This window comes from Streptomyces marincola, assembly GCF_020410765.1.
In the GTDB taxonomy this organism is placed as follows: domain Bacteria; phylum Actinomycetota; class Actinomycetes; order Streptomycetales; family Streptomycetaceae; genus Streptomyces; species Streptomyces marincola.
The window spans coordinates 3,996,246-4,022,644 of the sequence record NZ_CP084541.1; the positions used below are offsets into that span (position 1 = coordinate 3,996,246).

Sequence of the window (26,399 nt, forward strand, 5' to 3'; positions counted from 1 at the left end):
GCCCGGGGCGCCGCCGCACGGCGGACCGCCGGCCGCGCGGCGCGCGGCCGACCGCGGGCCCGTGCGCCGGCGGGGCGCGGGACCGAGGGCGGCCCCCCGCCGGCCGGCCGCCGCCCGTCCCGACAGGGGGAGACCCACCATGACCACCGTCAAGTCCCGGGAGAAACCAGGCGTGTTCGCGCGCGTCGCCGGGTTCGCCCACCGCCGCAGGTGGCTCGCCATCGGCCTGTGGCTCGCCGTTCTCGTCGGGGTCTGGGGCGTCGCCTCGGCCACGGGCGACGACTACCGCGAGGACTACTCGCTGCCGGGCACCGAGTCGCAGGAGGCCGGGGACCTGCTGGCCGAGCACGGGTCAGGACAGGCGGGCGACACGATGAACGTGGTGCTCCAGCACGAGTCGGGCCTCGAAGACCCTGCGGTGGAGCGGCGGGTCGAGGCCATGCTGTCCGAGCTGGCGGGACTGCCGCGCGTCACGCAGGTGCGCGGCCCGTACGACGACGCCTCGGCCGTCGCGCCCGGCGGCACCATCGGCTACGCGACGCTGGTGCTCGACACGCCGTCCGAGCAGATGGCGCTCGCGGACGTGGAGCGGGTCGAGGAGACCGCGCGGCAGGCGGAGGGCGACGGGCTGCGGATCGAACTGGGCGGTGACGCGGCCCGGTTGCTCGCCGAGGGCGGCGGCGGTCCCGCCGAGGGCGCGGGCATCCTGGCCGCGCTCGTCATCCTCGTGTTCATGTTCGGCACGGTCGTCGCGGCCGGACTGCCGGTCATCACCGCGCTGTTCGCGGTCGGGGCGACGCTCGGCCTGATCGTCGTGCTCTCGAACGTGTTCACCATCGCGGACTACACGTCCTACGTGATGATGCTGGTGGGGCTCGGGGTCGGCATCGACTACGCGCTGCTGAGCTTCGCGCGCTACCGCCACGAGCTGGTGCGCGGCGCGCCGCCCGAGCAGGCCGCGACGCGGGCGATGGACGCGGCCGGCCGCACGGTGTTCTTCGCGGGCTGCACGGTCATCGTGGCGCTGCTCGGCCTCGTGGTCCTCGGCCTCGGCTCGTTGCAGGGCATGGCGCTGTCCGTGGCGCTGACGGTGCTGATGACGATGATCGCCTCGCTGACGTTGCTGCCCGCGCTGCTCGGCGTGTTCGGTGAACGCTTCGCCCGCCAGTTCACCGCGCGGGCCGCCAAGCGCGCGGCACGCGGCCGGGCGCCCTCCGGCACGGCCTGGCGCCGGCTCGGCGGCGGCGTGCAGCGGCACCCGGTGATCGCGCTGGTGCTCGCGGTCGCGGCGCTCGGCGCGCTGGCGCTGCCCGCGCTGGACCTGCGCCTCGGCTTCAACGACGCCGGCAACGACGCACCGGAGTCGACCAGTCGGCAGGCGTACGACCTGCTCTCCGAGGGCTTCGGACCGGGGTTCAACGGCCCGCTCGTCGTGGTGGCCGAGGGCGGGGACGCGGGCGCGGAGCGGGCCGCCGCGGCGGCGGCGGAGGCGCTGGCCGGGGCGGAGAACGTGGCTGCGGTCTCCCCGCCGGTGCCGACGGAGGACGGCGCGATCGCCACGCTGTTCCTGTTCCCCGGGTCGGCGCCGCAGGACGAGGCGACCTCCGACCTGGTGGCCGAGCTGCGCGAGGCGGTGCTGCCGGGCGTCGAACGGGACACGGGCGCCGCGTTCATGGTGACCGGCTCGACCGCGGCCACCGTGGACTACTCGCTCAAGGTCGCCGAGCGGATGCCGCTGTTCGTCGCGATCGTGGTGGGGCTCTCGGTGCTGCTGCTGACGGTGGTCTTCCGCTCGGTGCTGATCCCGTTGAAGGCCGCGCTGCTCAACCTGCTGAGCATCGGCGCCGCGCTCGGCGCGATGACGCTGGTGTTCCAGGAGGGCGCGTTCGGCGTCGAGGCCGGGCCGATCGAGGCGTACCTGCCGGTCCTGGTGTTCGCCATCGTCTTCGGCCTCTCGATGGACTACGAGATCTTTTTGGTCTCGCGCATCCACGAGGAGTGGGAGCGTTCCGGGGACCCGGCGCACGCCGTCCGCGAGGGACTGGCCCACACCGGGTCCGTGATCACCGCCGCAGGGGCCATCATGATCGTCGTCTTCGGCGCGTTCATGATGAGTTCGGAGCGCATGCTTCAGCAGATGGGCTTCGGTATGGCGGTGGCGATCTTCGTGGATGCCGTGGTCATCCGGTGTGTGATCGTCCCCGCCGCCATGCAGGTGCTCGGCCGCCGTGCCTGGTGGCTGCCGAAACCGCTGGCGCGGGTCCTGCCGAGGGTGGATCTTGAGCGGCACTGAACGCCGCGTAGACCGCCTCGACCGCCCTGGGACTCGGTACGCGCCCCATGCCCAGGGTCCGCGCGGCCTTCCGCAGCGCCGTGCTGACCATGTCGCCCGCGGTGGCGAGTGCCGCCTCGCGCTGGTCCTCGGGTGCCGCCGCGACCCGGTGCGCCTGCCGGATCACGTCGGTGAAGACCGACTGGACCCGCTTGTAGGCCAGGTAGCGCGGCAGGTCGCGGGTGAGGCCCGCCGCGGCGCCCGGGAGGCGTTCGTCGACGGCGCGCGCCCAGTGCGTGAGCAACGCGTGCTCCTGCGCGGGCGGGTAGCGCATGAGGTGCAGGTGCGTGGCCACGTCGTAGAGCGGGTCGCCTAAGAGCGCCAGCTCCCAGTCGATCGTCCACAGCAGGCCGTCGGTGTCGGCGACGATGAGGTTGTCGCGGTGCAGGTCGCCGTGCAGGAGGCAGAACGGCCGGTCGGTGAGCAGCGCGGCGTCACGCGCCAGCGGCCCGGTGGGCGAGAGCACCACCGGGTCGACGCGCAGCGCCGTGAACAGCCCGTGCAGAGCCGGGCGGTGCACGGCGTAGACGCGCCGCCGGGTGAAGCGCACCAGGCCCCGCATGAAGTCGCGGCTCGTGCGGGGCCGCAGCGCCGCCGGGCAGGAGTGCACCCGGGCGAGCGTGGCGGGGGACACGGCGGCCATGCGGCCGAACAGGTCGGTGAGCTGGCCGAGTTCCGCGCCGGTGAGGGCGGTGCCCGGCGGGCGGACCGCCGACAGCGGCGCGCCCTCGATGTAGCCGTGCACGCGCGTCCCCGCGGGCCCCAGCCGGTAGACGGGGGCGATACGGGGCATGCCGAGCTTGGCGAGTTCGGTGAGAACGTCCTCCTCGTGGGTGAAGCAGCGAGGGTCGAAGCGGTGCACCCCGGGCCGGGGGAGTCCGGCCTTCAGCCGTCCCAGGGGCGCCAGTTCGCCCTCCGCGTGCAGGACCTGCCAGGTGCGGTGGTGACCGCGCAGGGTGGTGGTCAGGGGCAGCGGCTGGCTCATGTTGGTGGCCTTCCGGCAGCGAGTTGGTTGCAAGTAGCAGAACCGTACGCCGCTGCCGGAGTGTTTCCGATGGCTCAAAAGGGTGCATCTCAGCCGGAGGCGGGCGCGATGAGCGCCGTGAGGACGTGCTCAAGCGAGCGCACCACGTCCCGTGCGCCCGCCGCCAAGAGCTGTTCTTCGCCACTTTTCTCGAACGCGTAGCCGAGGAAGGCCACGCCGGCCGCCCGGGCCGCCTCGAAGTCCGCCACGCTGTCGCCGATCATCAACGCCTCGCGCGGCGCGGTCCTGGTGGACGCCAGGGCGCGCAGCAGCGAGTCGGGATGCGGTTTGAGCAGGGAGACGTCCTGGGTGCGGCCGTGGACCCGGCCGCCGACGTACCCGGCGAGCTTGTGCCGGTTGAGGTAGTGCTCCGCGGCCAGGGGTGAGTTGTTGGTCGCGATGGCCACCTGTCTGCCCCGGGTGGAGAGCGCGGCGATCAGCGCCGCCGCGTAGGGGGTGGGGGGCGCGGTGGCCGCCGCGGAGATCTCCTCGCGGGTCAGCGCCGCTTCGAGGCGGGACAGCACGCCGGGCGCCGGCCGTGCGCGCGCGATGCCGCGCAGCACCCGGTGCGGGTCGGGCGAGGTCCGTAACTCGGGGGTGAGCAGCGCGGACACCGAGAGCTCCGCGGCGAGCCCGCGCAACCGCCGCGCGATGGACTCGGCGGTGTGGACGGCGAAGAGGCGGCACACCGGCCCGTCGAAGTCGAAGAGAACACAGCTGGCATTACTGATGAGTTCCCTCATCTAACCGAGTGTGAGTGGTTGGGCCAGCGTTGACCAGAGGGACTCGAACCACTGGTGTGACTCCTCTACAAACGCGGTGTCCGACGAGGAGCGGAAAACCTTGGAGTTGAGCCCCAGTACGTCGTAGATCTCCAGCTGCTCCTGCTCGTACTCCACCACACGGGGAACAACCTGGTAGTAGGCGGTCAGCACTTCGGTGCCGTTGAGCAGGTACACCTTTTGCACCGGTGTGATGGGAACGGCGCGGATCTCGACGTCGACCTTGGGCACCAGGCCCATCTCGGCGAGGGAGGTGAGCTGGTGGCGCACGGAGGTGGCGAAGGTCCGGGTGAGGCGGCGCAGCCGCAGCAGCGGGCGGCGGTCCGCGGCGTCGGAGATGAGGCGCGGGTAGGCGAGCGGCGCGTCCGGGTTGGGCAGCATCACCCGAATGGAGATCGACTCGGGAGCCAGTTCGCCCGTGGAGATGGCGATGAGCGGGGCGGCGAGCGCGGCGTTCAGGGTCTCGGTGGTGAGGCAGAACGCGTCGATGCTGACGTGGTCGGCCTGGAAGGCGAGGGCGATGCGGTCGGCCACCTCGACGCCGGCCGGGCGCGGTGCGTCCTCCGCGGGAGAGCTGACGACGGCCGGCGCGCCGCGCCCCCGGGCGCTCAGGTAGCCCTCGCGTTCGAGCACGGCCAGCGCCTGTCTGACCGTGGTCCGGTTGACGCCGAACTCCTCGACGAGGGCACGCTGCGTGGGCAGCTTGGCGTGCCTGGGCAGCTCTCCCGAGCGTATGCGTTCGCGCAGGACGTCGGCGACGCGGTCCGGGGAGACCAGGTCACCGGCCTGCTCCGACATGTCGCTGTCCGGGGCGATCTCCTGACTCACGGCTCAACACCATACAACTTTCGGCCACTTGCGGAAGGTTGGAACCAGGACGTTTCCAAGTGGCCGCCAACTGGGCAAAACAAGCGTATAGTTGGTTGACAACTTAGCCAACTAGTCGGAACTTCGGCAAAGTTGACGTGATGTAGGGAGGCGTCATGCTGGTTACCACAGTGATCGTGGCTGCCTTCGGCATCGCGGTGGAGCGGGCGGTCGAAATCCAGTTCGGTCTGCCGGGCCTCATCGGCCTGTTGATCCTGCGGACGGGGGTGCGCGGGCGGAACTTCACCTGCGCCTGTGTGGGCACAGCGGTGTTGGCCACGCTGCTGGTCGGCAGCCTCTGAGCGGAAAACCGGTCAGGGGCCGCCGACACAGAAGGCGTCGGATTAGATCTGAAAATCGCAAGATTCTCAGAAGATGTCGGGGCACCAAGGGCGGCGTCCCGTGCGGAACAGCAGGTCCGCGCGGGACGCCGCCCGCGTCGTGCCCTCGTCCGCGAGCCCCGCCGCCACGAGCGTGGCCGCGGACTCGTCCCCCAGGTACAGCTGGGCGAGGGCGCTGGTGGGCAGGGTCAGGTCCGGCTCGCGCGCGGTCGGTGCCGCGAGGCCGCCCTCGGGCGACGCCGTGAGCAGGTACCGCCCCTCCGCCAGGCCCAGCGGGTCCCGCACGTCGAGCACCAGTTCCCCCTCGGTCGCGTAGGACCGCGCGCCGAGCAGCGCCGGCAGGTCGAGCGGGCGCAGCCACAAATGATCAGCCTGCTCGCGTATCCGGGCGGCGCGCGGGTTCGGCAGGAGCAGCGGGAGGACGGAATCCGGCGGTGTGCGACCGGAGTCGACCGTCGCGACCCAGTCGATGGACAGCAGGAAGCGCCACAGCAGCGCCTCGACGGCCGGGGACGTGGCCAGCAACGACCGCACCGACGCCGTCCCGTCGGGCATCCCCTCCCGCCACACGTTGTCCGTATCGAAGGTCGCCAGCCCCTGCGGCATCCCGGCCGCGTCCCGGTACAGCACGTGGAAGGGCTCGACCCAGGGGTCGGGTCCGAACCACAGCGCGCCCGTGCGCAGCTCCCAGACCTGCTCGCTCCGGTCGACCGCGCCCGGCTGGCCGCGCCGGAAGCGTTCGTGCAGCTCCGGGCCGACCTTGCGCACCTCCGCACCATCGACGAACGTCAGTGACCCCTCACTGGCGGGAAGTGACCACTTCGGATCGAGCCCCGAACGCGCCGCGTGCACCCGCCACGCCGTGAACGCGGTGGCCGCCCCGAACCCGAACCGGCCGTAGATCGGGTACTCGGCCGCGATCAGCGTGGCGGCCACGTCCCCGCGCTCCCTGGCCTCGGCCAGGTCGTCCGCCATCATCCGGCGCAGCAGGCCGCGCCGCCTGTGGGTGGCGAGGACGGTGACGGCGGATATCGCGTTCGCGGTGATCTCCCGGCCGCCCACAACGGTCAGCCGCTGATCGAAACTGCGCAACGTGGCGACGCACCGGTCGCCCTCGAACGCGCCACGGGGGCGGGAGCCGGGGACGTCGAGCCGCTCGCGGCGCTGTTCGAGTCCGGAGGGGTTCGCTTCGGGTGGAGTGAGGAAACCGGCGGACGCGGCGCGGACCCACGCGTCGCCGTCCGCCGGGGCGTCGTCGGTGACTGTACGGACATGCAGGGACATGCGGCGAGGCTATGCGCCGCGCGCCGGCGGCTGCCACGCAATTCCCCCGCCGCCGGCCCGGCCGGGGGCGGCCCGGCTCAGATTACGGCCCGCACCTCGCCGACCTGCCGCCCCGCGCCGAGCACCGGCTCGGCCGGCACCGCGGAGGCGTCGACGCCGAGCGAGGCGAGCACCGCCGCGAGCACGGGACCGCGGGCCCGCATGCCGCCGTCCTCGATCTTCAGGGCCAGCGCGCGGCCGTCCGGCAGCGCCACCGCCTGCACCGCCTCCGCGCCCCCCTTCGCCAGCAGCCCGGGCACCGCGCGCATCAGCAGGGTGTCCGCGCGCCCCTGGCCCGCCACGCACTCCGGGTGCGCGCGCATCGCGTCCGCCACCCGGCGTTCCGGCGTGCCAGGACCGGCGAGCACCAGGCCGCGGAACGCCCGCGCCAGCCCGGTGAGCGAACACGAGAACAGCGGCGCGCCGCAGCCGTCCACGCCCACGTGCGCCACCGGCTCGCCGGTCGCCGCCTCCACCGCCTCGCGGGCCAGCACCTGCACCGGGTGGCCCGGCTCTGTGTAGGTCGCCAGGGGCCAGCCGTTGGCCGCACTGGCCGCCAGCATCGCCGCGTGCTTGCCCGAGCAGTTCATCGCCGTGCGCGAGGCCGGCCCGGGGCCCGCCCCGTAACCGGGCCGGTCCGCGGGGCAGCGCAGCGCGTCCTCGTCCAGCCCGGCCTCGGCCAGCATGCGCGCCACCAGCTCCCGGTGCGCGTCCTCGCCCGCGTGGCTGGCCGCCGCGAGGGCGAGCCGTTCCCCCGCGAGCGAGAGCCCGGCGCGCAGCAGGCCCGCGGCCTGCATCGGCTTGTTGCAGGACCGGGGGAACACCGGCCCCGTCACGTCCCCGAGCGCCCTGAGCACCGAGCCGTCCGCCGCGAGCACCACCAGCGAGCCGCGGTGGCGGCTCTCGACGAAACCCGACCTGACGACCTCCGCGAGCACCGGAGCCGGCACCGGCTCCGCCGCCGGGGAACCCTCACGCGCCACCGAGGACATGCCCATCCCTCCACCGAGCCGGCCGCCCGCCGCGGGCCGGCGGGCGATCACGCCAGCAGGTCGTCGACCTGCGCTTCCCCCTCACGGTACCGGCGCGCGATCTCGGCCCCGCACCCGTCCGCCGTCCGGTGCAGCGCCTGCCTGCGCCTGGACACCTCCGCCTCGCAGCGGGCGAGCCGGCCGAGCGCGTCCCGCAGCACGTCGTCGTCGAGGGCCGTCAGGTCCGAGAGCTCGACCTCGCCGAGCACCTCCTCCGCGAGCAGCCGGTACTCCTCGCTCGCCGGCGTGCCGAGCGTCACGTGCCGGGCCGACGAGCGCTGCCGCGACGGGCCGTCGGCCAGGATGCGCGGCAGCTGGTCGAGCAGCGCGGGCGCGTGCGCGGCCCGCCGGCGCCGCTCCGCCTGGAGGATGTCGATCCGGCCCTGCAACAGCCGCCGCACGAAGCTGAGTTCGGCCTCCTCGCGCTGCGCCGCCCGGCGCAGCTCCCGCAGTTCTGGCAGGCGCAGCCGCCGCAGCTCCGCCTGGGTGGTCTCGCGCGGGGCACTGCACGTGCCGGGACCCGGTGTGATCATGCGGTATTAGTCCCCTCGTCCCTGTTTCGGCGCGGTAGCGCGGTACGTGCCCCGTGACACGCATCGTGTCACTGTGTACCCAGCCCGCGCAGCGATGTGGCACCCATCCGGTGGGCGTTCGGGCGCGGCGGAACGTTCCGGCATGATGGCGGGCATGCGAGCAGTGGTGCAGCGGGTGGACGGGGCGGCCGTCGTGGTCGACGGCGAGACCGTCGGCGAGATCGTGGGCCAAGGGCTGTGTGTGCTGGTCGGCGCCACGCACGGGGACACCGCGGAAACGGCGGCCCGGCTGGCGCGGAAACTGTGGACCCTGCGGGTCCTGCACGGCGAGAAGTCCTGCTCGGACGTGGGGGCGCCGCTGCTCGTCGTCTCGCAGTTCACCCTCTACGGTGACGCCTCGAAGGGCCGCCGCCCGACGTGGAGCGCCGCGGCCCCCGGCGCGCTCGCCGAGCCGCTGGTCGACGAGGTGTGCGCGCGGCTGCGCGCGCTCGGCGCGCACGTCGAGACCGGCAGGTTCGGCGCCTCGATGCGCGTCTCGTTGACGAACGACGGCCCGTTCACCGTCCTCCTCGACGTGTGAGCCGGAGCGCGGCGGCGGTGGGCCGCGCGCTCCCGCGCCCCCCTCACGCCTCGACGACCGCCTCCTGCGCCGCCGGGGTGTCGCCCGCCAGCAGCTCGGCGTCCACCGGAACGTTCCGCTTGACCAGCGCGAGGGCGATCGGGCCCAGCTCGTGGTGGCGCGCGGAGGTGGTGACGAACCCGAGCGCGCGCCCCTCGGCGCCGTCGGCGGCGAGCCGCACCGGCTCGCCGTGCTCGGGCAGCCGCACCTCGCTGCCGTCCAGGTGCAGGAACACAAGCCGCCGCGGCGGGCGGCCGAGGTTGTGCACGCGGGCCACCGTCTCCTGGCCCCGGTAGCAGCCCTTGTGCAGGTGGACCGCGGTGTCGAGCCAGCCGAGCTCGTGCGGGATCGTGCGGTGGTCGGTCTCCCGGCCGAGCCGCGGCCTGTGCCCCTCCACGCGCAGCGCCTCGAACGCCAGCACCCCCGCGGCGGGACCGTGCGCGGCGGCGAACGCGGGCAGCTCATCGCGCGGCAGGAACACGTCCCGCCCGTACGGCGTCTGCCGCACCACCGCACCGGCCGGGTCGGCCGCGATGGACCCCGCGGGCAGGTGCACCACGGCGAACGCGGCCGTCACGTCGGCGACCTCGACCCGGTAGAAGAACTTCATGCTCTCCAGGTAACCGGTCAGCGCCCCGGCCGCCCCCGGCTCGGTGTGCAGCCACGTCGTCGTGCCGTCGTCCACCAGGTACAGGGCGTGCTCGATGTGCCCCTTGGCCGACAGGATCAGCGCCTCGGTGGCATGCCCGGGCGCCAGCTCGGCCACGTGCTGCGTCAGCAGCAGGTGCAGCCAGCTCAGGCGGTCGGCCCCGGAGACGGTGACCACGTCGCGGTGCGAGAGGTCGACGAAGCCCTCGCCCGCGGCCAGCGAGCGCTGCTCGCGGAAGAGGTCTCCGTAGTGCGCGGCGACCCCCGCGTCCGGCTCGTCGGCGGCGACCGCACCCGGCAGGGACAGCAGAGGACTGGAGTACGACGGCATACCACAAGCCTACGGCGTGCGCCCGCGGGCCGGAGCCGCCCTCAGGACGGCCCGGGACCCCGGTCGGCGGCCCGCGCCGCGTGGGCCGCGGCGCAGTCGCCGCAGCGTCCGAAGATCGCGAAGTGCCGCAGGTCCGTCTCGAACCCGAACGCCTCCCTGAGCCGGTCGGCGAACGGCTCCGCGACCTCCAGGTCCGTCTCCAGCACCCGCTCGCAGTCCCGGCACATCAGGTGCAGGTGGTCGTGCCGCTCGGCCAGGTGGTAGGTGGGCGCGCCGTGGCCCAGGTGGGCGTGGGAGACCAGACCGATCTCCTCAAGCAGCTCAAGCGTCCGGTAGACCGTCGAGATGTTGACCCCGCCCGCCGTCCTGCGCACCTCGGTGAGGATGTCCTCGGGCGTCGAGTGCTCCAGCTTCTCGACGGCCTCAAGCACCAGCTGCCGCTGCGGGGTCAGCCGGTAGCCGCGGTTGCGCAGGTCGGTCTGCCAGTCGGTGCTCACCACACGGCCAGTGTAGAAGCAGAGAGAGGGCACGGACCCCGCCCGAGGGGACGGGACGGGGTCCGTGCAGGAGGCGTTCCCCATCGTGGGCGGTCCGGTGTCAAGCCGCCGTAAGCGCCCGTGCGAACCGGGCCGGTGCCGCGCCGGTGCCCCCGGAGCCGGGGTCGTTGCGCGCCGGGGGCGTGTCAGGGCTTTCCCGCCGGGGCGCGCGCCGGGGATGCTGTACGCCGCGGAGGCGCCCGCCCGGGCGCCCCCGAGCGCTGGGACAGGACCGGGACGGGGGACCGGCTCGGGACCCGGCGGCGCGGCAGCGGCAACGGCAGCGGCAACGGAAACAACGGAAACGAGGAGCACGCGATGGATCTGGGACTGGCCGACCGGGTGTACGTGGTGACCGGCGGCAGCCGGGGCCTTGGGTTCGCGACGGCCGCGGCGCTGGTCGCGGACGGCGCCCGGGTGGTGGTGTCGGCCCGCGACCCGCGCGACGTCGCCTCGGCGGTCGAACGGCTCGGTGGCGCGGGGCGCGCCGTCGGCCTCGCCGCCGACCTCGCGGACCCGCAGGCGCCGGCGCGCCTGGTGGAGACGGCGGTCAGCGGCTTCGGCCGGCTCGACGGCGCGCTGCTCTCGGTGGGCGGCCCGCCGCCCGGCACCGTGGGCGACGCGACGGACGAGCAGTGGCGTGCGGCGTTCGAGTCGGTGTTCCTCGGCGCGGTGCGGGCGGCCCGCACGATCACCGGGCACGTCGGCGAGGGCGCGGCGGTTGGCCTGGTGCTGTCCTCGTCGGCGCGGTCGCCGATCCCGGGCCTCGGCATCTCCAACGGGCTGCGGCCCGGACTCGCCATGGTCGCCAAGGACCTCGCGGACCAGCACGGGCCGCGCGGCGTGCGGGTGTTCGGCCTGCTGCCCGGCCGGATCGCGACCGACCGCACGCGCGAGCTCGACGCGGCGGCCGACGAGGAGACCCGCGCCAAGACCCGTTCCGCCATCCCGCTCGGCCGCTACGGCGAACCCGAGGAGTTCGGCCGGGTCGCCGCATTCCTGCTGTCCCCGGCCGCCGGCTACGTCACCGGCACGGTGGTCCCGGTGGACGGCGGCGCGCTGCGCACGCCCTGAGCGCGCGGCCCCGGGGGCGGTCAGAAGCTCGGGCTCCTGCCGCCCTCGTGGGCCGCCCGCCGGTGCCCGAGCACCGCGGGGAAGCGGTCGAGGACCAGCACCTCCTTGGCGGCGACCGGGTCGATGTGGCCGAGCACGCGGTAGATCGCGTTGTGGTCGCCGACCAGGTCGCGGCGGTATATCGAGTCGTGGTGCATGATCCGGTTCCGCAGCTTGCGCAGCGAGTCGAGCACCCCGTGCAGCTCGTCGCGCCGCCCCGAGTAGTACGGGAACGCCTTGTGCAGCGTCGGGACCCACAGCCGCCGGTCGTACGCGCCGCCCCGGCCGCCCTTGCTGAGCAGCGCCACCCAGAAGCCCAGGTTGAGCCCCGCCACGACGCTGTCGTGCGGGATCGGCCCGCGGCGCCCTCCGGGCTCGCCGCGGCACTTCGCGCGCGAGGCGGCCACCTGCCGCATCGAGGACTCGTTCAGCGGCGCGACCGTCCACCAGTCGGGCCGGCCGAAGAACGCCGTCAGCTCCCGGTGCAGCGCGTTGCGCAGCGCTATCTCCATGCAGTGCAGCGGTCCGTAGAGCGCGGCCGACGCCTCCACGTTCCACCAGTAGAGCCGAACGGCCGCCGCCGCCTCGCCGCCGGTGGCGCGCAGGTAGGGCCCGAGTCTGGCCGGGGAGAAGGCACGCGCCATCCAGACGGGCACCTGGTCGGTCATCGCTCGCTCCCGGGACAGGGGGTGGCGGCCGTAGTAGAGTCGGGCCCGTAAGCCTCCGGTCCGCCTCTGCACCGCATGCCACCCGAGGCAAGGCGTGGTGCCCCTGGCCGCCGCAAACGCGGCCAGGGGCACACTGCGTCGACGGTCTGTGCGACGGGTGCCCACCATGCCGCTCGGCCGTGCGCCCACGATAGCAAGTGCCCTGCGGCGCGCGCCGGTTCGTTTACGAAGGCGTCCGGGCGCCGGTGCCCGGCGCGACGCGGCGGGAGGGGCGGCTCAGCGGAAGAACGCGATGCCGTCGTCCGGCAGGTCCTTGATGTCCGCGACCCATTCCCTCGGGTCGACCACGCGCTTGAGGTGCGCCGACATGTACGGCCTCAGCGGGACCTCGGGCGTGGCCTTCTCGCCCACCCACATGAGGTCGCCGTTCACGTAGCCGTACAGCCGCTTGCCGCCCGCGTAGGCGGGCGAGGCGGGGGTGCGGGCGATGGCGTCGGTCGCCAGGTCGATCTGCGGCTTGCCCTCGGCCAGCTCCCCGTACCAGACCTCGGCGACGCCCTGGTCGCGGATCATGACGGCCTCGACCGTGCGCTCCGAGATCCGCCAGTACCCGTGCTCGGACTCCAGCGGCTCCTTGCGCACGCCCTCGGCGTCGAGCCGCCACGCGCGCGAGTGGTACTCGATGAAGTCCCTGCCGTCGTGCGAGAACGTGGCCTCCTGGCCGAAGTTGCACGCCTCGGCGCCGGGGAAGTCGGCGACGCCCGCCCCCTGCCAGGTGCCCAGGAGGAACGCGAGCGGCACGAGGCCGGGGTGCAGGTCGGAGGGGATCTCGATCATGATCTCAGCGCTGTCCCTGGTAGAGCTTCATCACCACGAGGGCCGTGAAGGCCCCGCCGGCGACCGCGACGAGTGCCACCAAGGTGATGAAGAAAGCCTCCAGCACAGAGCCGCTCCTCGTGATGCCGCTGGGAATGTGAAAACCGTCCGCGGCCGAGTCTAGTCACCGGTTCCCGGGGAATCCCACTGAGGTGGGCCGCCCGAGGCCGCGGCTTGGTCGGCCTTGACCGTTTTGTGATCACCGCGACTGAACGCGTTCGGCCGTCGCTGCGTCTAAGCGCGTGGAAAGGGTGTGATCATGAGTTGTCCCAACTGTGGTGGAGCCATGCACCAAGGACCGCGTGGCGACTGGGTCTGCGGTACCTGCGGCACGACCCGTTAGGGCCGGGTCGGCCGGGGTCCGCGCGTCGCGACGGGACGGACCCGACCGACACGGCGCGAGGGCCGGGCGCGCACCGGTCTACGGTGGCGCCATGGCTCAGAAGCTGGTGATCAAGGTGACGGCGGGGGCGGACGCCCCCGAACGGTGCTCGCAGGCGTTCACGGTGGCGGCGGTCGCCGCCGCCAGCGGGGTCGACATCTCGCTGTGGCTGACCGGGGAGGCGGCGTGGTTCGCCGTACCCGGCCGGGCGGCCGAGTTCTCGCTGCCGCACGCGGCGCCGCTGCCGGACCTGATCGACGGTATCCGGGCCGCGGGGCGCATCACCCTGTGCACCCAGTGCGCAGCCCGGAGGGGGATCGAGGAGGAGGATGTCATCGACGGTGTCCGTATCGCCGGGGCGCAGGTCTTCCTGAGCGAGGTCATGGCCGACGGCGTGCGCGCGCTCGTCTACTGAACCGTCCGCCGCGTCCGCACCGTTCGATCACTTCACGTCGTCACGGCCGGCCGCCGCGTCCCGCACCGGCGCGGGCGGCCGGCGGAACGGTGCCGTGACAGGGCCGCGCCCCCGTGCGGGAGCGCGGCCCGAACGCGCCCGGCCGCCGCGCGCCGCGCGGCCGGCCGCCGCGGCTCACACCGCGATGGTGACCTCGGTCAGCCCGCCCTGCTCGGCGACGACCCGGCGGTCGGCCGAGGCGCCGGGCACCAGGGCCCTGACCGTCCACGTGCCCCCGGCCGCGTAGAACCGGAACTGGCCGCTCGCCGAGGTCGGCACCTCGGCGGTGAACTCACCCGTGCTGTCCAGCAGGCGGACGTATCCGCTCACCGGCTCGCCGTCGCGGGTCACGGAACCCTGGATCGTGGTCCGGCCGGCGACGGCCGTGGCGGCGTCGGGGCCGCCCGGCTTCGCTCCGCACATAGCGCTTCCTCTCTTCGCTCCTGCGGTCGCGGCCCGCACGGCCGCGGCCCGCGGCGGCGGGCGCCCGTCCGGCACGCGGCCGACGGGCGCCCGTGCCTCACTTGGCCGGGCCGGTCTCCACGGGCACGCCGACGAGCGAGCCGTACTCGGTCCACGAACCGTCGTAGTTCTTCACGTTCGGCACGCCGAGCAGCTCGTGCAGCACGAACCACGTGTGCGCGGACCGCTCACCGATGCGGCAGTAGGCGATGGTGTCCTTGCCCAGGTCCACGCCCTCGCCCTGGTACAGCTCCTTCAGCTCCTCGTCGGAACGGAAGGTGCCGTCGTCGTTCGCGGACTTCGACCACGGGATGTTCCGCGCGGACGGGATGTGCCCGCCGACCTGCGACTGCTCCTGCGGCAGGTGCGCGGGGGCGAGCAGCTTGCCGCTGAACTCGTCGGGCGAGCGCACGTCCACCAGGTTCTTCTCGCCGATGGCGGCGACGACCTCGTCGCGGAACGCGCGGATCGAGGTGTCCTGCGGCGACGCCGTGTACTGGGTGGCGGCGCGCTCCGGCACCTCCTCGACCAGCTCGCGGGCGTCGAGCTCCCACTTCTTGCGCCCGCCGTCGAGCAGGCGAACGTCCTGGTGGCCGTACAGCTTGAAGTACCAGTAGGCGTAGGCGGCGAACCAGTTGTTGTTGCCGCCGTACAGCACCACGGTGTCGTCGTTGGCGATGCCCTTGGCGGACAGCAGCGCCTCGAAGCCGGCCTGGTCGACGAAGTCGCGGCGGACGGGGTCCTGGAGCTCCTGCTTCCAGTCGACGCGCACCGCGTTCCTGATGTGGTTCTTGTCGTAGGCCGAGGTGTCCTCGTCCACCTCGACCAGGACGACCTTCGGGTCGTCCAGGTGAGCGGCGACCCAGTCGGCGTCCACGAGGACGTCACTGCGGCTCATGCGTGTTCTCCATTCGGCGATCGGGCGGGGGAGGGGGCTAAACCGGGGGCGCGGGTCGGGGGAGTGCGCGGAAGGCGCGCGGAATGACGCCGCACGCCTGGAGGTCGGGCGCGGCCGTCAGCCGTCGCGGCGACAGAGCATGGCCGCGACGCGGCAGAGATCGACCGCGCGTCGCTTCGTCAGCCCCCCGGCGGGGGTGCCCGCAGCCTGTCGCGTCATGTCCGCGATCGTACGGACGCGGTGGCGCCCATGTCACCGTTGTTCCGCATGTTGAGACAATGATGTCTGCATTCCGGGACCGCGCCCGGGTGGGCCCTGGGCCGGCCCGTCAGCTGATGGACACGTCGGTGCCGCTGATGTCCAGGACGAGGCCGTCCGCGGTCGGCCGCACCGCGTCGAGGGACAGGCCGCTCGGCAGGCCGCTGAGGTCGCGCACCTGGTCCAGCTGCTCCCGGACCACCGCCTGCACCTCTTCGCCGCCCGCGTCCGGGATGGCGTCCTCGTCCACGTCCAGCGTCAGCGACTCGCCCTCAAGGGCGATGCCGGCCGGCACCTCGCCCACGTCGAGCGTCTGCCCGAGCACCGTGGCCTGGAGCGTCAACAGCAGCCTGCCGTCCCCCGCGTAGCCGAACTCGACGCCGAAGCCGTTGCCGCTCACGGCCAGCAGCTCCCCGTACGCCCGGGTCAGCTCCGCGTACTCGACCAGGCCCTCGCCCTGCGCGCTCCCCGCGACCGCGCTGGTGTACCCGTCGCCCAGCGCCACGTCGTTCAGCTCGACGGACAGGTCGCGCACGGTCAGGGCCTGCCCGTCCACCTGCGCGGTGTACTCGTCCGCTCCCAGGTCGACCCGGTTCAGCTCCCCGCCGAGCACCTGCGTCACGAACGGGAAGCCCGCGACGGACAGGCTCGGCTCCGAGGCGAGCCCCAGCCGGTCCTGGGCCCGCGAGGCCACCTCGCCCTCGACGAACCACAGCGCGACGCGGTCGACGACGATCGCCAGCACGACGAGCACACCGAACACGATCAGGCTTATTCGCAGCGCGCGCATGGAACCGGTTCCCCCTGAGACGGACTGAGAAGTCGAGCGAGCCTAACCCGCCCGCCTCGCCCTGCCGAGGGGCAGTCCGGCGTTGCAGCGGGCCCGTTACACGTGCGACGGGCCCCGCAGGTCCGCGCCTGCGCTCACAGCAGCGCGCGCGCCAGCGGGTACACCGCGGGCGCCGCCGCCGTCAGGGGCAGCGCGACCCCCGCCGTGAAGTGCACGAACCGCGAGGGGAAGTCGTAGCTCGCCACCCGGTGCCCGATCAGCGCGCACAGGCCGCCGGCCGAGGCCAGCGCCACCGCCGCCGCCCCGAGTCCCTCCACCCGGTCCGCCGCGAGCGCCCCCGCGCCCGCCGCGCCCAGCAGGCCGAGCGCGAAGCCGAGGAACGCGGGACCGGGCACCACCGCCCGCAGGAGCACCGCGACGGCGACCCCCGCCGCGGTCACCGCGACGGCCCGGCCCGAGACGTCGGCGGCGGCCAGGTGGCCGGCCGCCGCGATCGTCAGCAGCGTGGACGCGGCCGTCGCGGTCAGCGAGTCGAGCCGCTCGTCCGCCGACCCGCGGTGCCGCAGCTGGAGCACGAGCACCAGCAGGAACCACGCCCCGAGCACCCCGAGCAGCGCCTCGGGCGCCCGGTCGGCCGGCGCGGCGAGCACCGCCGCGTCGGCGGCGATCCCGCCCGCGAACGCCAGCAGGATGCCCTGCCTGGCCGGCCACATCCCGTTCAGCCGGAACCAGCCGGCCGCGGTCACCGCCTGGAGCAGCACCACCGCGGGCAGCGCCTGGGCCTGGCCGAGCGGCGCGGTGGCCGCGAGCAGGCCGGCGAGCACCGCGGTCAGCACGGCGGGCTGGAGGCCGGGCGGCACGATCGGCGACCTGGCCCGGTGCCGCGGCCCGGTGGCGGCCCGGGGCGCGTCGGCCTGGGCCGTCACAGCGCACCGCCCGCGAACGGCGGCAGCACCTCGATGGTGCCGCCCTCGGGCAGCTCCACGGTCTCGTGGCCGCGCGCGCCGACCTGCGCGCCGTTCACCAGGAACGAGCAGCGCCCCAGCACCAGCGCGAAGTCCGGCCGGTCGGCGTGCCGGCCCCTGGCGTCGGCCAGCGCCGCGGCCAGCGTGCCCGCCTCGTACGCCTCCTCCGCCGTTCCCGCCGCCGCCTTGGCCGCCGCCCAGTAACGGATCGTGCCCCTCGCCATCGCGACTCCGCTCTTGTTCTCCGGCCCGTTGTCCCCGGCCCGTGTTCCGGCTCTCGTGGTCGAACCCCGCGGTCCTGCCCCGCGCCGCTCCCGCGTCCGTCGCACCGGCCGCCGCGCGCGCGGGGAGCCCGCCGCCCCATGATGCCCGCGCGAGCGGGGCGCGTGCGCCGGGGCCCGTGCGGGCCGGTGACGAGTGTGATGTACGCCGATGCGGCAGGTGAATTGTTTCGGCTATGCTGCTGGGATCGGAAGGACCTGGGCACTGACGCCATCCCGGGTCCTTTTGCGCTTTCTGGGCAGAGCCGCTCAGGCCGTCCCTCGCCAGGACTGAGGAAGGAACGCCCCCGTATGAGTTCGCTGCTTCTCCTGACCAACGCACTCCAGCCGTCCTCGCAAGTCCTCCCCGCCCTGGAACTGCTCCTGCACAACGTCCGCGTGGCCCCCGCCGAGGGACCGGCCCTCGTGGACGCCCCGAGCGCCGACGTGATCCTCGTCGACGGCCGCAAGGACCTGCCGCAGGTCCGTTCGCTCTGCCAGCTGCTGCGTTCCACCGGGCCCGGCTGCCCGCTGGTGCTGATCGTCACCGAGGGCGGCCTCGCCGCCGTCACCGCGGACTGGGGCGTGGACGACGTGGTGCTCGACACGGCGGGTCCCGCCGAGGTCGAGGCGCGGCTGCGGCTGGCCACCGGCCGCCAGCAGCTGTCCGCGGACGACAGCCCGATGGAGATCCGCAACGGCGACCTCTCCGTGGACGAGGCCACCTACAGCGCCAAGCTGAAGGGGCGGGTGCTCGACCTCACGTTCAAGGAGTTCGAGCTGCTCAAGTACCTGGCGCAGCACCCGGGGCGCGTCTTCACCAGGGCCCAGCTGCTCCAGGAGGTGTGGGGCTACGACTACTTCGGCGGCACCCGCACGGTGGACGTGCACGTCAGGCGGCTGCGCGCCAAGCTCGGCCCCGAGCACGAGTCGCTCATCGGGACCGTGCGCAACGTCGGTTACCGCTTCGTCGTCCCGGAGAAGGAGAAGCCCGCGGACGAGCACGCGCGGGCGGTCACGCGCGAGGCGGAGCAGTTCGTCAAGGAGGCCGCCGCGCGCCGCGGCTGAGCCCCGGCGTGCGCCCCTGGGCGGCACTGTGCCGTGTCCTCAGGGGCGGTTGCGCGCGTAGACTGCGCGCGTGGCCAAGGTGACGCGGGACGATGTGGCACGGCTTGCGGGGACGTCGACCGCGGTCGTGAGCTATGTCATCAACAACGGCCCGCGCCCGGTGGCACCGGCGACGCGGGAACGGGTCCTCGCCGCGATCAAGGAACTGGGCTACCGGCCCGACCGGGTCGCGCAGGCGATGGCCTCCCAGCGCACGGACCTGATAGGGCTGATCGTGCCGGACGCGCGGCAGCCGTTCTTCGCGGAGATGGCCCACGCCGTCGAACAGGCCGCGGCCGAGCGCGGCAAGATGGTCCTGGTGGGCAACTCGGACTATCTGGACGAGCGCGAGGTCCACTACCTGCGGGCGTTCCTCGGGATGCGGGTCTCGGGCCTCATCCTCATCAGCCAGGGCCCGAGCGAGCACGCGGCGGCCGAGATCGACGCCTGGGACGCCCGTGTGGTCCTGCTGCACCGCAGGCCGGACGCGATCGACGACGTGGCCGTCGTCCTCGACGACGTCGGCGGCGCCCGGCGCGTCACCCGGCACCTCCTGGACCACGGGCACCCGTACGTCGCGTGCCTGGGCGGCGTGGACTCCACGCCCGAGTCGGGCGACCCGGTCACCGACCACGTCACCGGCTGGCGCGAGGCGATGGCCGAGGCCGGGCTCGACACCGAGGGCCGGCTGTTCAAGGCCCCCTACAACCGCTACGGCGCCTACCAGGTCGCGCTCGACCTGCTGGCGGGCCCCGACCGGCCGCCCGCCCTCGTGTGCGCCACCGACGACCAGGCCATCGGCGTGCTGCGGGCGGCGCGCGAACTGCGCATCGACGTGCCGGGCGCGCTCGCGGTGGCCGGCTTCGACGACGTGAAGGAAGCCGCCCTCACCGACCCGCCGCTGACCACCGTCGGCTCGGACCGCGAGGCGATGGCCAGGGCGGCGGTCGACCTGGCGACGGGGGAGCCGGGCAACGGCGGCGCGGGCGCGCCGCCCGACCGGCTGCGGCAGTTCCCGTTCACGATGCGCGTCCGCCGCTCCTGCGGCTGCGCCGGCGACTGAGCCCGCGCCCGCGCGGCGGGCCGTGCGGCCGGGCCACCGGCGCCCCTTTCCGGGCCCGCGGTCAGCGGTGTCCCGGGTCGACCACGGTGAGGCCGGGTTGGTCGGCCGCCACCGCAGCGACCAGCGCCCCGCGCAGGCCCGCGGTCTCCTTGTCGTCGCCCACCACGTACAGCGTTCCGCCCTCGCCCGCCACGTTGTCGAGCGCCAGCGCGTCCACGCGGCCCGGAGAGCACGCCTGCCGGATGTGCAGCCGGTCGAGGCCGTGCAGGGCCCGGCCGATCAGGGCGAACGCGGCGTCGCGGCGGCCGGGATGCCCGGTCAGCACCGCCTCAAGCTCCATCGCGGCGCCGCCGGCGGCCCGGCCGTGGGTGCGCAGGATCTTTCCCGGCTCGCCCGCCGACTTGCCGCCCGCCCACCGCTGGACCTGCGTGAACGGCTCCCCGGCCAGCGCGGCGGCGTGCAGGTGGCAGCGCAGCAGGACCTCCGCCGTCTCGGCGTCGAGCTGGAACACCGGCTCGCCCGGGCGGACCGGCGCGAGCAGCGCGGCGGCCCTGGCCCTGGCCACCGCCATGTCCTCGCAGCCGCGCTGCGGCGCCCACCGGATGCGGACGGGGGCGTCCGTCAGGTGACCGGGATCGAACACGTGCACGGGGCCGAGCCGGCCGCGCTGGCGCGCCGTGCGCGCCCACAGCCGGCCGTCGGGATCGACGACGACCGCGCCGGGCGGCGCCGCCTGCACGGCCGCCACCGGGTCGCGCCCGGCGGCGGGCCCGGCCGCCGCCGGCGCCGCCACGGGCACCTCGGCGGGGGCGGCCCCGGGCCGCGCAGCCGCGGGCACCTCGGCGGCGGGCGGCGGGCCCGGGGGCGCGGCGGCGGGCGGCGCCGCCTCGCGGGCCGCCCGGGCCCCGGGGTCCCCGGCGCCGAGCGGCCCGCGCGGCGGCTCGGGGCCCGGTTCCCCGGGCCCGTCGGAGCCGGGGGCCGACCGGCCGGAACGCCACCGCGCCACCCGGAGCGAGACCCACAGCACCGCGGAGAACAGCAGCGCCACCTGGAGCAGGAACATCGCCCACAGCAGCGCGGCGCCCGGCAGCGCCTCGGGATCGGTCTGCGGCCACGCGGCGGCCACGTCGCCCGGCGCGGTGAGGAAGGAGCGCATCGCGTGCGCGGTCCGCAGGAACGTGACGCCCGCCGGCCACGCACCGTGCGCGAGCCAGCCGGCCACACCGGTCGCCGTCCACGTCAGCGCCGTTATGCCGACGAGGAACGCGAGCGCGCCGACCAGCAGCGCGTCCGGTACGCCTCCGCCGCGCCCGGCCGGCGGACCCGCCGGCGGCCCGCTCCTGCCATGCCCCTCGTACACCATGCCTGCCCGCCTGCCTGGTCCCCTGCCTGCCCGGTCCCCCGGTCGCTAGCCGACGCCCTGCCGCTTCTCGAACGACATCACCCGCTGCTCCGTCTCCGCCTCGAACGGGTCCTCCTCGGCGGCGAGTCGGTCCTCGACCAGGGCGACGGGCGAGGACTCCGTCATCGCGCGGTCGGTGAACACCAGGGGCCGTTCCGTCTCGGTCACCAGGTGCTTGACGACCTGGACGTTGCCGTTGACGTCCCACACCGCCATGCCGGGGGTGAGCGTCGGGATGATCTCCACCGCCCAGCGCGGCAGGCCGAGCACCTGGCCGGTCGATCTTGCCTCGTCCGACTTCTGGGCGTAGATCGTGCGCGTGGACGCCATCTTGAGGATGGCCGCCGCCTCCCGGGCCGCCGCGCCGTCCACGACGTCGGACAGGTGGTGCACGACGGCGACGAACGACAGGCCGAGCCGGCGCCCGAACTTCAGCAGGCGCTGGAACAGCTGCGCCACCGAAGGCGAGTTGATGATGTGCCACGCCTCCTCGACCAGGAAGATCCGCTTCTTCCTGTCGGGCCTGATCCACGTGTGCTCAAGCCACACGCCGACGATCGCCATCAGGATCGGCATCGCGATCGAGTTCCGGTCGATGTGCGAGAGGTCGAAGACGATCAGCGGCGCGTCCAGGTCGATGCCCACCGTCGTCGGCCCGTCGAACATGCCGCGCAGGTCGCCGTCCACCAGCCGGTCGAGCACCAGTGCCACGTCGAGGCCCCACGCGCGCACGTCGTCGAGCGCGACGTTCATCGCGTCGGCCGCCTCGGGCAGCGGGTGCCGCAGCCGTTCGACGATGTCGGTCAGGATCGGCTGCCGGTCGGCGACGGTCTGGTTGACGTAGGCGTGCGCGACCTTCAGCGCGAACCCCGACCGCTCGTCGAGCGAACGGCCCAGCGCCACCTCGATGATCGTGCGCAGCAGCGCCAGCTGGCCGGTCGTGGTGATCGCGGGATCGAGCGGGTTGAGCCGGACGTTCCCGTCGAGCGCCGCCATCGGGTCAAGCCGGATGGGGGTGATGCCCAGCTCCTCGGCGATCAGGTTCCACTCGCCGACGCCGTCCTCGCCCTGCGCGTCGAGCACCACGATCTGCCGGTCGCGGAACCGCAGTTGCCGCAGCACGTACGTCTTCTCCAGCGCGGACTTGCCGTTGCCCGACTCGCCGAGCACCAGCCAGTGCGGCGCGGGCAGTTGCTGCCCGTAGAGCTGGAACGGGTCGTAGATGTACCCCTTGCCCGAGTACACCTCGCGCCCGATGATCACCCCGGAGTCCCCGAGCCCCGGCGCGGCCGTCGGCAGGTACACCGCCTGCGCCTGCCCGGTGGAGGTGCGCACCGGGAGCCGGGTGGTTTCCGTCCTGCCGAACAGCAGACTGGTGAACGCCTCCGTGATGGCGCTCAGCGGATCGCGAGGCGGCACGGCGGCACCTCCTTCCCCGACGCGCCGGTGACTCCCGGCGTTCCCTGACGGCTCGGGCGCGCGGAGGGCCTCATCGCCTGATGCCCGTCGCGAACGGCAGCGTATTGACGAACGCGCGGTGGTGCTCCCGGTCGCACCACTCCAGTTTCAGATAGGACTTACCCGCCGACGCGCGGATCGTGCGCTTGTCCCGCGCGAGTGCCTCGGGATGCGGCGAAGAAACGGTGATGTAGCCCACGATGTTGACCCCGGCGGCACCGGACGCGAGATCGTCGCCGCGCTGGTCGACGCGGCCGTGGGCCGCCACGTCCCGCGGGTCGACCGTCCGGTTCATCTTCGCCGCCCTGGACGCCTCGGCCTCGTCGTTCGTCTTCTCCGTCAGCATCCGCTCGATGGCGATCTCGGTCGGCTCCAGGTCCATGCAGACCGCGACCGTGCGGATCACGTCGGGGGTGTGCACGAGCAGCGGGGCCAGGAAGTTGACCCCCACCGGCGTCATCGGCCACTCCTTGACCCAGGCCGTGGCGTGGCACCACGGGTCCCTGGTGTCGGACTCGCGGGTCTTCGCCTGGAGGTACGTGGCCTCCCGCGCGTCCAGCTCGGCCGGCCACGCGTTCCGCTTGGACATGGCCTGGATGTGGTCGATGGGGTGGTCCGGGTCGTACATCGAGTGGATCAGGGAGGCCAGACGCGCCTCGCCCAGCGGCTGCCGCACCCGGATGTCGGCCTCCGCGAGGCGCGCGCAGATGTCGGTCAGCTCCCTGGCCATGATGACCGCGAGCCCCTCGTCGCGCGACATGCGGCGGCCCCGGCTCTCCCGGCCGCCGGCCCGGGAGGCGCGCGCGATGGTCTGCGCCTCGTTGCTCAGCTCCCGCGAGTGGTGCATGCAGGCCACCAGGTAGGCGCGGTGCTGCTCGCTCGACGTGGACACCATCGACGCCAGCTGCTCGTAGGAGTCGCGCAGCCACCGCGGCGAGGACTCGTCACCGCGCTCGTGCACGTCGTTGGCGTGCGCGTCGGGGTCGGCGGGCAGCGTGCGGGCGAGCATCTGGAGGCGGGACACGTGGCCGTCGCCGTTCGCCACGTGCTTGAGCAGCGTGCCGAACCGTTCGACCAGCGCCTCCTGGTCCTCGCTGTCGCGCAGGCCCACGCCCGGGCCCTCGATCTCGATGGCCGCCGTGATCGTCCTGCGGTCGGTGTGCAGCAGAACGGCCAGCTCGTCGGGGCCGAACGCGGCCGCGAGCCACTGGACCCGCCCGACGCCGGGCGGCGCGCCGACCTCGATCTCGCGGCCGTCCAGGGTGACGCCGGCCTCGGCGGCGCCGGACCGGTACGTGGCGCCGCGGCGCAGCAAGCGGCGGAAACTGCGGTTGATCTCGAACCACCTGTAGAACGTGCGACCGCGGTACGGCATGTAGACCGCGGCGAGAGCGAGGAAGGGGAACCCCGCGAGCCCGACGATGCGGAGCGTCAGCGAGGGGATGAGGAGGCCGCTCATCATGCCGAGGAACGCGCCCACGACGATGAGGGCGATCTCGCCGGTCTCGCGGTTCTTGCCGACGATCGCCTGCGGCCGGGCGCGGCCGATCAGGTAGGTGCGCCGCCGGGTGAGGGTCTGGGGTGGTGCGGTCACCGGCTGCCTCCTCGATTGCCCTGGTTACCGGTGCGGCTGCCGCCGCCCGCGCCGGGCCCCGAGGACGATGATGAACCCGACTGGCCGGTACGGGAACTGTGTGCTGCGACACCGCCCGCCACCGGGTTCGCCGGGCGGGCCGCGCCACCGCCGCCGGTCGCGGCGGAGGCCGCCGCGCCCTCGCGCCCGCCGTGGGTGCTCATGCCCTGCCGCAGCATCGAGGCCGGGCTGGAGACGGCGGCCTTCGCGGCGCGGCTCGATGTGTCCTGGCGCATCGCGCGGTGGTTGACGATCTCGTCGCCGAACCCGGGCACGAACCGGTAGATCATCGCGGAGGCGAAGATGGCCAGCAGGATGATGGCCAGACCCGAGATGATCGAGGAGACCGCGGTCGGGCCGGCGCTGTCGTCGGCCGTCAGCGCGCCCGCGAGACCGAGCACGATCACGATCACGGGCTTGATGAGGATGACGGCGATCATGATGCCGGCCCAGCGGCGCACGTGGCCCCACAGGTTCTTGTCGACGAGACCGGCGTACACGGCGGTCCCGAGCAGCGCGCCGACGTACAGCATCGCGGCGCGGATGACGAGTTCGAGGGCGAGCACGCCGGCGGCCAGGATGGAGATGAGGGACACGACGATCAGCATGATCGGGCCGCCGCCGATGTCCTCGCCCGCTTCGAGCGCGGCGGCGAAACTGCCGAAGAACGCGTCGGAGTTGTCCCCGGTGCCGGCGACGATGGCGGCGGTCACGCTGTCGGTCGCGGACACGACGACGTAGAGGATGAGCGGCGTGAACGCCGAGGCCATGACGGTCAGCCACAGGAAGCCGACCGCTTCGGAGAGCGCCGTGGTGAGCGGCACGCCCCGGATGGCGCGCTTGGTGATGGCGAGCAGCCACAGGATGAGCGTCAGCACCGTGGAGGCGGCGAACACGACGGCGTACTGGCGCAGGAAGGACGCATTGGTGAAGTCGATGGCGGCGGTCGAGTTGACCAGGTCGGACAGCTCGTTGACGATCCAGGCGGCGGCGCTGGCGCAGCCGTTGGCCAGGGACCACAGCGGGTCGAGCGAGACGTCGAGGTTGCTGACGCCCGCGCCGTCCCCGCCGCCCCCGGACTCGGCGTCCCCCTCACAGTAATCCCGCGCCGCGCCGCGGATGAGGTCGCACTCGTCCTCGTTCTCGTCCGCCCGGGCGTGCGGCGCGAACACCGTGGCCGCGGTGGCCAGTCCGCCGAGTGGGCCGATGACGGCGAAGGCCCGCCACGGCGGGCGGGGGCGGGTCTCAGCGCGCATACGTGAACCCTCCGAACCTCTCGATCGCATCGGCCATCTCCTCTGCCGTCGAGGCCCGTTGGTCGCGACCGACCGGTGCGGGCCCGTCTTCCTGCGTGAAGTCGGTGATCCGCCAGTCACCCTCGACCCAGGCGAGGTCGTAGGTGTTCGTGTACCAGCTCTCGGTCACCGGATTTCTCGACTCGGTGCCGGCCAGCCCGAACAAGGACGAGTACCAGACCGAGACGCTTGCGGTGTCACCGCCGAACTCGGTGATCGTCGTGCCGACAGGGATGGTGCGGGATACGAACGTCAGCCCGCTGGGAGCTTCGCCGGTCTCCGTCAGGCCGATGCGGGAGAGGAAGTCGGGGTCGGAGTACGCGGCGTCGTATTCCTCGACACGGCTGCCCGCGGCCTCGGGCGCGTAGACGGTCTCCACGATCGTCCGCCGCTGCTGTGTGTTGAACATCTCCACGCCGCCGAGGGCCACCGCGTAGTTCGCCGCGGCGCTCTGCGCGCCCTGCTCGGTCTGCGGGTGGCCGGTGGGGATGCCGTTGAACGCGTCCTCCACGGGCTGTTCACCACTGGGGGCGGTCGCCCCGGGCGTGGGCTCGGTGCCGCTCGCGTCGTCCGTCCCGCCGGGGCTGCCGCCCTCGTCGCCGGTGCGGTTGGCGAAGAAGATGGCGGCGAACAGGAGGACGACCACGCCGAGGATGGTGACCAGGCTGCGGCGGGGGGACGCGGCGGGGCGCCGGGTGGGGGAGTCGGCCTGCTCGGGCAGGCGGGTCCGGGTCTGGGAAGGGACGCGGCGGGCGCTCGTGTCCTCGTAATCGTCGCCGTAACTCATGTGCGCGCCCCTTCAACAGCAGCGAGTCTATTACCTCCTCACATGACGTTAGCGCCCTGCGCGGACGTTCCGCTCGTCCGCGACCCAGTTGATCTACGGCGGTGGAGGACCCGCGCGGGGCGTGGGTGAACGCGTGGTGCGGGCGGTGTGCTGGGATGCCG

Annotated in this window: 28 protein-coding genes; 7 read left to right on the forward strand and 21 right to left on the reverse strand. The window is 73.7% G+C overall.

Features of this window, described 5'->3' with window-relative positions:
• The first annotated feature begins 139 nt into the window (after positions 1-139).
• On the forward strand, positions 140-2,293 hold the full coding sequence (locus tag LC193_RS17545) for an MMPL family transporter (RefSeq protein ID WP_226075326.1): 2,154 nt from the start codon (positions 140-142) through the stop codon (positions 2,291-2,293).
• Here the strand turns inward: LC193_RS17545 and LC193_RS17550 are convergent.
• From LC193_RS17550 to LC193_RS17560, 3 genes are all read right to left on the reverse strand, one after another.
• On the reverse strand, positions 2,181-3,317 hold the full coding sequence (locus LC193_RS17550; RefSeq protein WP_226075328.1) for an aminoglycoside phosphotransferase family protein: 1,137 nt from the start codon (positions 3,315-3,317) through the stop codon (positions 2,181-2,183). The genes LC193_RS17545 and LC193_RS17550 overlap by 113 nt on opposite strands.
• Positions 3,318-3,406: 89 nt before the next feature.
• Entirely contained in the window at positions 3,407-4,099 is a 693-nt protein-coding gene (locus tag LC193_RS17555; protein ID WP_226075330.1) for an HAD family hydrolase, read from the reverse strand.
• Entirely contained in the window at positions 4,100-4,966 is an 867-nt protein-coding gene (locus LC193_RS17560) for a winged helix-turn-helix domain-containing protein (RefSeq protein ID WP_226075332.1), read from the reverse strand.
• A 155-nt stretch (positions 4,967-5,121) separates the two neighbouring features.
• Here LC193_RS17560 and LC193_RS17565 point away from each other — a divergent pair, with 155 nt between their 5' ends.
• Positions 5,122-5,307 carry a hypothetical protein gene (locus tag LC193_RS17565; protein WP_226075334.1) on the forward strand — a complete coding sequence of 62 codons (186 nt, stop codon included), beginning with the start codon at positions 5,122-5,124 and terminating at the stop codon, positions 5,305-5,307.
• Positions 5,308-5,373: 66 nt separating this feature from the next.
• Here LC193_RS17565 and LC193_RS17570 read toward each other — a convergent pair whose 3' ends face one another.
• The 3 genes from LC193_RS17570 to LC193_RS17580 form a co-directional block, all read right to left on the reverse strand.
• Positions 5,374-6,630, reverse strand: a complete 1,257-nt coding sequence (locus tag LC193_RS17570; RefSeq protein ID WP_226075336.1) for a GNAT family N-acetyltransferase — start codon at positions 6,628-6,630, stop codon at positions 5,374-5,376.
• A gap of 77 nt (positions 6,631-6,707) precedes the next feature.
• Positions 6,708-7,661: an asparaginase gene (locus LC193_RS17575; protein ID WP_226075338.1), complete on the reverse strand. Its 954-nt coding sequence runs from the start codon at positions 7,659-7,661 to the stop codon at positions 6,708-6,710.
• A gap of 47 nt (positions 7,662-7,708) precedes the next feature.
• On the reverse strand, positions 7,709-8,233 hold the full coding sequence (locus tag LC193_RS17580; RefSeq protein ID WP_226075340.1) for an RsiG family protein: 525 nt from the start codon (positions 8,231-8,233) through the stop codon (positions 7,709-7,711).
• Between the two features lie 154 nt (positions 8,234-8,387).
• Here LC193_RS17580 and dtd point away from each other — a divergent pair, with 154 nt between their 5' ends.
• Positions 8,388-8,813: a D-aminoacyl-tRNA deacylase gene (dtd, locus tag LC193_RS17585; RefSeq protein ID WP_226075342.1), complete on the forward strand. Its 426-nt coding sequence runs from the start codon at positions 8,388-8,390 to the stop codon at positions 8,811-8,813.
• A 43-nt stretch (positions 8,814-8,856) separates the two neighbouring features.
• Here dtd and ygfZ read toward each other — a convergent pair whose 3' ends face one another.
• Together ygfZ and LC193_RS17595 are read right to left on the reverse strand one after the other, a co-directional pair.
• On the reverse strand, positions 8,857-9,831 hold the full coding sequence (gene ygfZ / locus LC193_RS17590; protein ID WP_226075344.1) for a CAF17-like 4Fe-4S cluster assembly/insertion protein YgfZ: 975 nt from the start codon (positions 9,829-9,831) through the stop codon (positions 8,857-8,859).
• Between the two features lie 41 nt (positions 9,832-9,872).
• Positions 9,873-10,331: a Fur family transcriptional regulator gene (locus LC193_RS17595; protein ID WP_226075345.1), complete on the reverse strand. Its 459-nt coding sequence runs from the start codon at positions 10,329-10,331 to the stop codon at positions 9,873-9,875.
• 354 nt (positions 10,332-10,685) lie between these two features.
• Here LC193_RS17595 and LC193_RS17600 point away from each other — a divergent pair, with 354 nt between their 5' ends.
• Positions 10,686-11,441, forward strand: coding sequence for an SDR family oxidoreductase (locus tag LC193_RS17600; protein ID WP_226075346.1), 756 nt, complete (start codon positions 10,686-10,688; stop codon positions 11,439-11,441).
• Positions 11,442-11,461: 20 nt separating this feature from the next.
• Here the strand turns inward: LC193_RS17600 and LC193_RS17605 are convergent, their stop codons facing one another.
• Positions 11,462-12,148: a hypothetical protein gene (locus tag LC193_RS17605; protein WP_086159065.1), complete on the reverse strand. Its 687-nt coding sequence runs from the start codon at positions 12,146-12,148 to the stop codon at positions 11,462-11,464.
• A 276-nt stretch (positions 12,149-12,424) separates the two neighbouring features.
• On the reverse strand, positions 12,425-12,985 hold the full coding sequence (locus LC193_RS17610) for an FABP family protein (protein WP_086159063.1): 561 nt from the start codon (positions 12,983-12,985) through the stop codon (positions 12,425-12,427).
• 473 nt (positions 12,986-13,458) lie between these two features.
• Here LC193_RS17610 and LC193_RS17615 point away from each other — a divergent pair, with 473 nt between their 5' ends.
• Positions 13,459-13,821 carry a DsrE family protein gene (locus tag LC193_RS17615; RefSeq protein ID WP_086159061.1) on the forward strand — a complete coding sequence of 121 codons (363 nt, stop codon included), beginning with the start codon at positions 13,459-13,461 and terminating at the stop codon, positions 13,819-13,821.
• A gap of 174 nt (positions 13,822-13,995) precedes the next feature.
• Here LC193_RS17615 and LC193_RS17620 read toward each other — a convergent pair whose 3' ends face one another.
• From LC193_RS17620 to LC193_RS17640, 6 genes are all read right to left on the reverse strand, one after another.
• Positions 13,996-14,283 carry a DUF1416 domain-containing protein gene (locus tag LC193_RS17620; RefSeq protein WP_086159059.1) on the reverse strand — a complete coding sequence of 96 codons (288 nt, stop codon included), beginning with the start codon at positions 14,281-14,283 and terminating at the stop codon, positions 13,996-13,998.
• A 97-nt stretch (positions 14,284-14,380) separates the two neighbouring features.
• Complete coding sequence (locus tag LC193_RS17625) at positions 14,381-15,220, reverse strand: sulfurtransferase (RefSeq protein WP_226075347.1); 840 nt, start codon at positions 15,218-15,220, stop codon at positions 14,381-14,383.
• 117 nt (positions 15,221-15,337) lie between these two features.
• Positions 15,338-15,439 carry a putative leader peptide gene (locus LC193_RS29195; RefSeq protein WP_346655836.1) on the reverse strand — a complete coding sequence of 34 codons (102 nt, stop codon included), beginning with the start codon at positions 15,437-15,439 and terminating at the stop codon, positions 15,338-15,340.
• A 109-nt stretch (positions 15,440-15,548) separates the two neighbouring features.
• Positions 15,549-16,268, reverse strand: coding sequence for an LmeA family phospholipid-binding protein (locus LC193_RS17630; protein ID WP_226075348.1), 720 nt, complete (start codon positions 16,266-16,268; stop codon positions 15,549-15,551).
• A 134-nt stretch (positions 16,269-16,402) separates the two neighbouring features.
• Complete coding sequence (locus LC193_RS17635) at positions 16,403-17,194, reverse strand: hypothetical protein (RefSeq protein WP_318842165.1); 792 nt, start codon at positions 17,192-17,194, stop codon at positions 16,403-16,405.
• On the reverse strand, positions 17,191-17,457 hold the full coding sequence (locus tag LC193_RS17640) for a MoaD/ThiS family protein (protein WP_086159050.1): 267 nt from the start codon (positions 17,455-17,457) through the stop codon (positions 17,191-17,193). Before LC193_RS17640 ends, LC193_RS17635 begins: the two co-directional genes overlap by 4 nt.
• 348 nt (positions 17,458-17,805) lie before the next feature.
• Here LC193_RS17640 and LC193_RS17645 point away from each other — a divergent pair, with 348 nt between their 5' ends.
• Together LC193_RS17645 and LC193_RS17650 are read left to right on the forward strand one after the other, a co-directional pair.
• Positions 17,806-18,561, forward strand: coding sequence for a response regulator transcription factor (locus tag LC193_RS17645; protein WP_086159048.1), 756 nt, complete (start codon positions 17,806-17,808; stop codon positions 18,559-18,561).
• A gap of 70 nt (positions 18,562-18,631) precedes the next feature.
• A complete protein-coding gene (locus LC193_RS17650; protein WP_226075349.1) occupies positions 18,632-19,663 on the forward strand; it encodes a LacI family DNA-binding transcriptional regulator in 1,032 nt (343 codons plus the stop codon).
• A gap of 61 nt (positions 19,664-19,724) precedes the next feature.
• Here LC193_RS17650 and LC193_RS17655 read toward each other — a convergent pair whose 3' ends face one another.
• From LC193_RS17655 to LC193_RS17675, 5 genes are all read right to left on the reverse strand, one after another.
• Complete coding sequence (locus LC193_RS17655) at positions 19,725-21,026, reverse strand: type IV secretory system conjugative DNA transfer family protein (RefSeq protein ID WP_226075351.1); 1,302 nt, start codon at positions 21,024-21,026, stop codon at positions 19,725-19,727.
• 45 nt (positions 21,027-21,071) lie between these two features.
• Positions 21,072-22,484: an ATP-binding protein gene (locus LC193_RS17660; RefSeq protein WP_226075353.1), complete on the reverse strand. Its 1,413-nt coding sequence runs from the start codon at positions 22,482-22,484 to the stop codon at positions 21,072-21,074.
• Between the two features lie 70 nt (positions 22,485-22,554).
• Complete coding sequence (locus LC193_RS17665) at positions 22,555-24,117, reverse strand: SCO6880 family protein (protein ID WP_226075355.1); 1,563 nt, start codon at positions 24,115-24,117, stop codon at positions 22,555-22,557.
• Positions 24,114-25,412, reverse strand: coding sequence for a hypothetical protein (locus LC193_RS17670; protein WP_226075357.1), 1,299 nt, complete (start codon positions 25,410-25,412; stop codon positions 24,114-24,116). The genes LC193_RS17665 and LC193_RS17670 overlap by 4 nt, the downstream gene beginning before the upstream one ends.
• Positions 25,402-26,238, reverse strand: coding sequence for a hypothetical protein (locus tag LC193_RS17675; RefSeq protein ID WP_226075359.1), 837 nt, complete (start codon positions 26,236-26,238; stop codon positions 25,402-25,404). The genes LC193_RS17670 and LC193_RS17675 overlap by 11 nt, the downstream gene beginning before the upstream one ends.
• Positions 26,239-26,399: the final 161 nt, after the last annotated feature.

What these genes read in the sequence shown, in the direction of transcription:
- LC193_RS17545 (WP_226075326.1), top strand. Translation starts at nt 140, where the DNA reads ATGACCACCGTCAAGTCCCGGGAGAAACCAGGCGTGTTCGCGCGCGTC.
- LC193_RS17550 (WP_226075328.1), bottom strand. Translation starts at nt 3,317, where the DNA reads ATGAGCCAGCCGCTGCCCCTGACCACCACCCTGCGCGGTCACCACCGC.
- LC193_RS17630 (WP_226075348.1), bottom strand. Translation starts at nt 16,268, where the DNA reads ATGCGCGCGCTGCGAATAAGCCTGATCGTGTTCGGTGTGCTCGTCGTG.
- LC193_RS17565 (WP_226075334.1), top strand. Translation starts at nt 5,122, where the DNA reads ATGCTGGTTACCACAGTGATCGTGGCTGCCTTCGGCATCGCGGTGGAG.
- LC193_RS17645 (WP_086159048.1), top strand. Translation starts at nt 17,806, where the DNA reads ATGAGTTCGCTGCTTCTCCTGACCAACGCACTCCAGCCGTCCTCGCAA.
- ygfZ (WP_226075344.1), bottom strand. Translation starts at nt 9,831, where the DNA reads ATGCCGTCGTACTCCAGTCCTCTGCTGTCCCTGCCGGGTGCGGTCGCC.
- LC193_RS17555 (WP_226075330.1), bottom strand. Translation starts at nt 4,099, where the DNA reads ATGAGGGAACTCATCAGTAATGCCAGCTGTGTTCTCTTCGACTTCGAC.
- dtd (WP_226075342.1), top strand. Translation starts at nt 8,388, where the DNA reads ATGCGAGCAGTGGTGCAGCGGGTGGACGGGGCGGCCGTCGTGGTCGAC.
- LC193_RS29195 (WP_346655836.1), bottom strand. Translation starts at nt 15,439, where the DNA reads ATGACGCGACAGGCTGCGGGCACCCCCGCCGGGGGGCTGACGAAGCGA.
- LC193_RS17670 (WP_226075357.1), bottom strand. Translation starts at nt 25,412, where the DNA reads ATGCGCGCTGAGACCCGCCCCCGCCCGCCGTGGCGGGCCTTCGCCGTC.
- LC193_RS17655 (WP_226075351.1), bottom strand. Translation starts at nt 21,026, where the DNA reads ATGGTGTACGAGGGGCATGGCAGGAGCGGGCCGCCGGCGGGTCCGCCG.
- LC193_RS17570 (WP_226075336.1), bottom strand. Translation starts at nt 6,630, where the DNA reads ATGTCCCTGCATGTCCGTACAGTCACCGACGACGCCCCGGCGGACGGC.
- LC193_RS17605 (WP_086159065.1), bottom strand. Translation starts at nt 12,148, where the DNA reads ATGACCGACCAGGTGCCCGTCTGGATGGCGCGTGCCTTCTCCCCGGCC.
- LC193_RS17575 (WP_226075338.1), bottom strand. Translation starts at nt 7,661, where the DNA reads ATGTCCTCGGTGGCGCGTGAGGGTTCCCCGGCGGCGGAGCCGGTGCCG.
- LC193_RS17610 (WP_086159063.1), bottom strand. Translation starts at nt 12,985, where the DNA reads ATGATCGAGATCCCCTCCGACCTGCACCCCGGCCTCGTGCCGCTCGCG.
- LC193_RS17640 (WP_086159050.1), bottom strand. Translation starts at nt 17,457, where the DNA reads ATGGCGAGGGGCACGATCCGTTACTGGGCGGCGGCCAAGGCGGCGGCG.
- LC193_RS17615 (WP_086159061.1), top strand. Translation starts at nt 13,459, where the DNA reads ATGGCTCAGAAGCTGGTGATCAAGGTGACGGCGGGGGCGGACGCCCCC.
- LC193_RS17580 (WP_226075340.1), bottom strand. Translation starts at nt 8,233, where the DNA reads ATGATCACACCGGGTCCCGGCACGTGCAGTGCCCCGCGCGAGACCACC.
- LC193_RS17625 (WP_226075347.1), bottom strand. Translation starts at nt 15,220, where the DNA reads ATGAGCCGCAGTGACGTCCTCGTGGACGCCGACTGGGTCGCCGCTCAC.
- LC193_RS17620 (WP_086159059.1), bottom strand. Translation starts at nt 14,283, where the DNA reads ATGTGCGGAGCGAAGCCGGGCGGCCCCGACGCCGCCACGGCCGTCGCC.
- LC193_RS17675 (WP_226075359.1), bottom strand. Translation starts at nt 26,238, where the DNA reads ATGAGTTACGGCGACGATTACGAGGACACGAGCGCCCGCCGCGTCCCT.
- LC193_RS17600 (WP_226075346.1), top strand. Translation starts at nt 10,686, where the DNA reads ATGGATCTGGGACTGGCCGACCGGGTGTACGTGGTGACCGGCGGCAGC.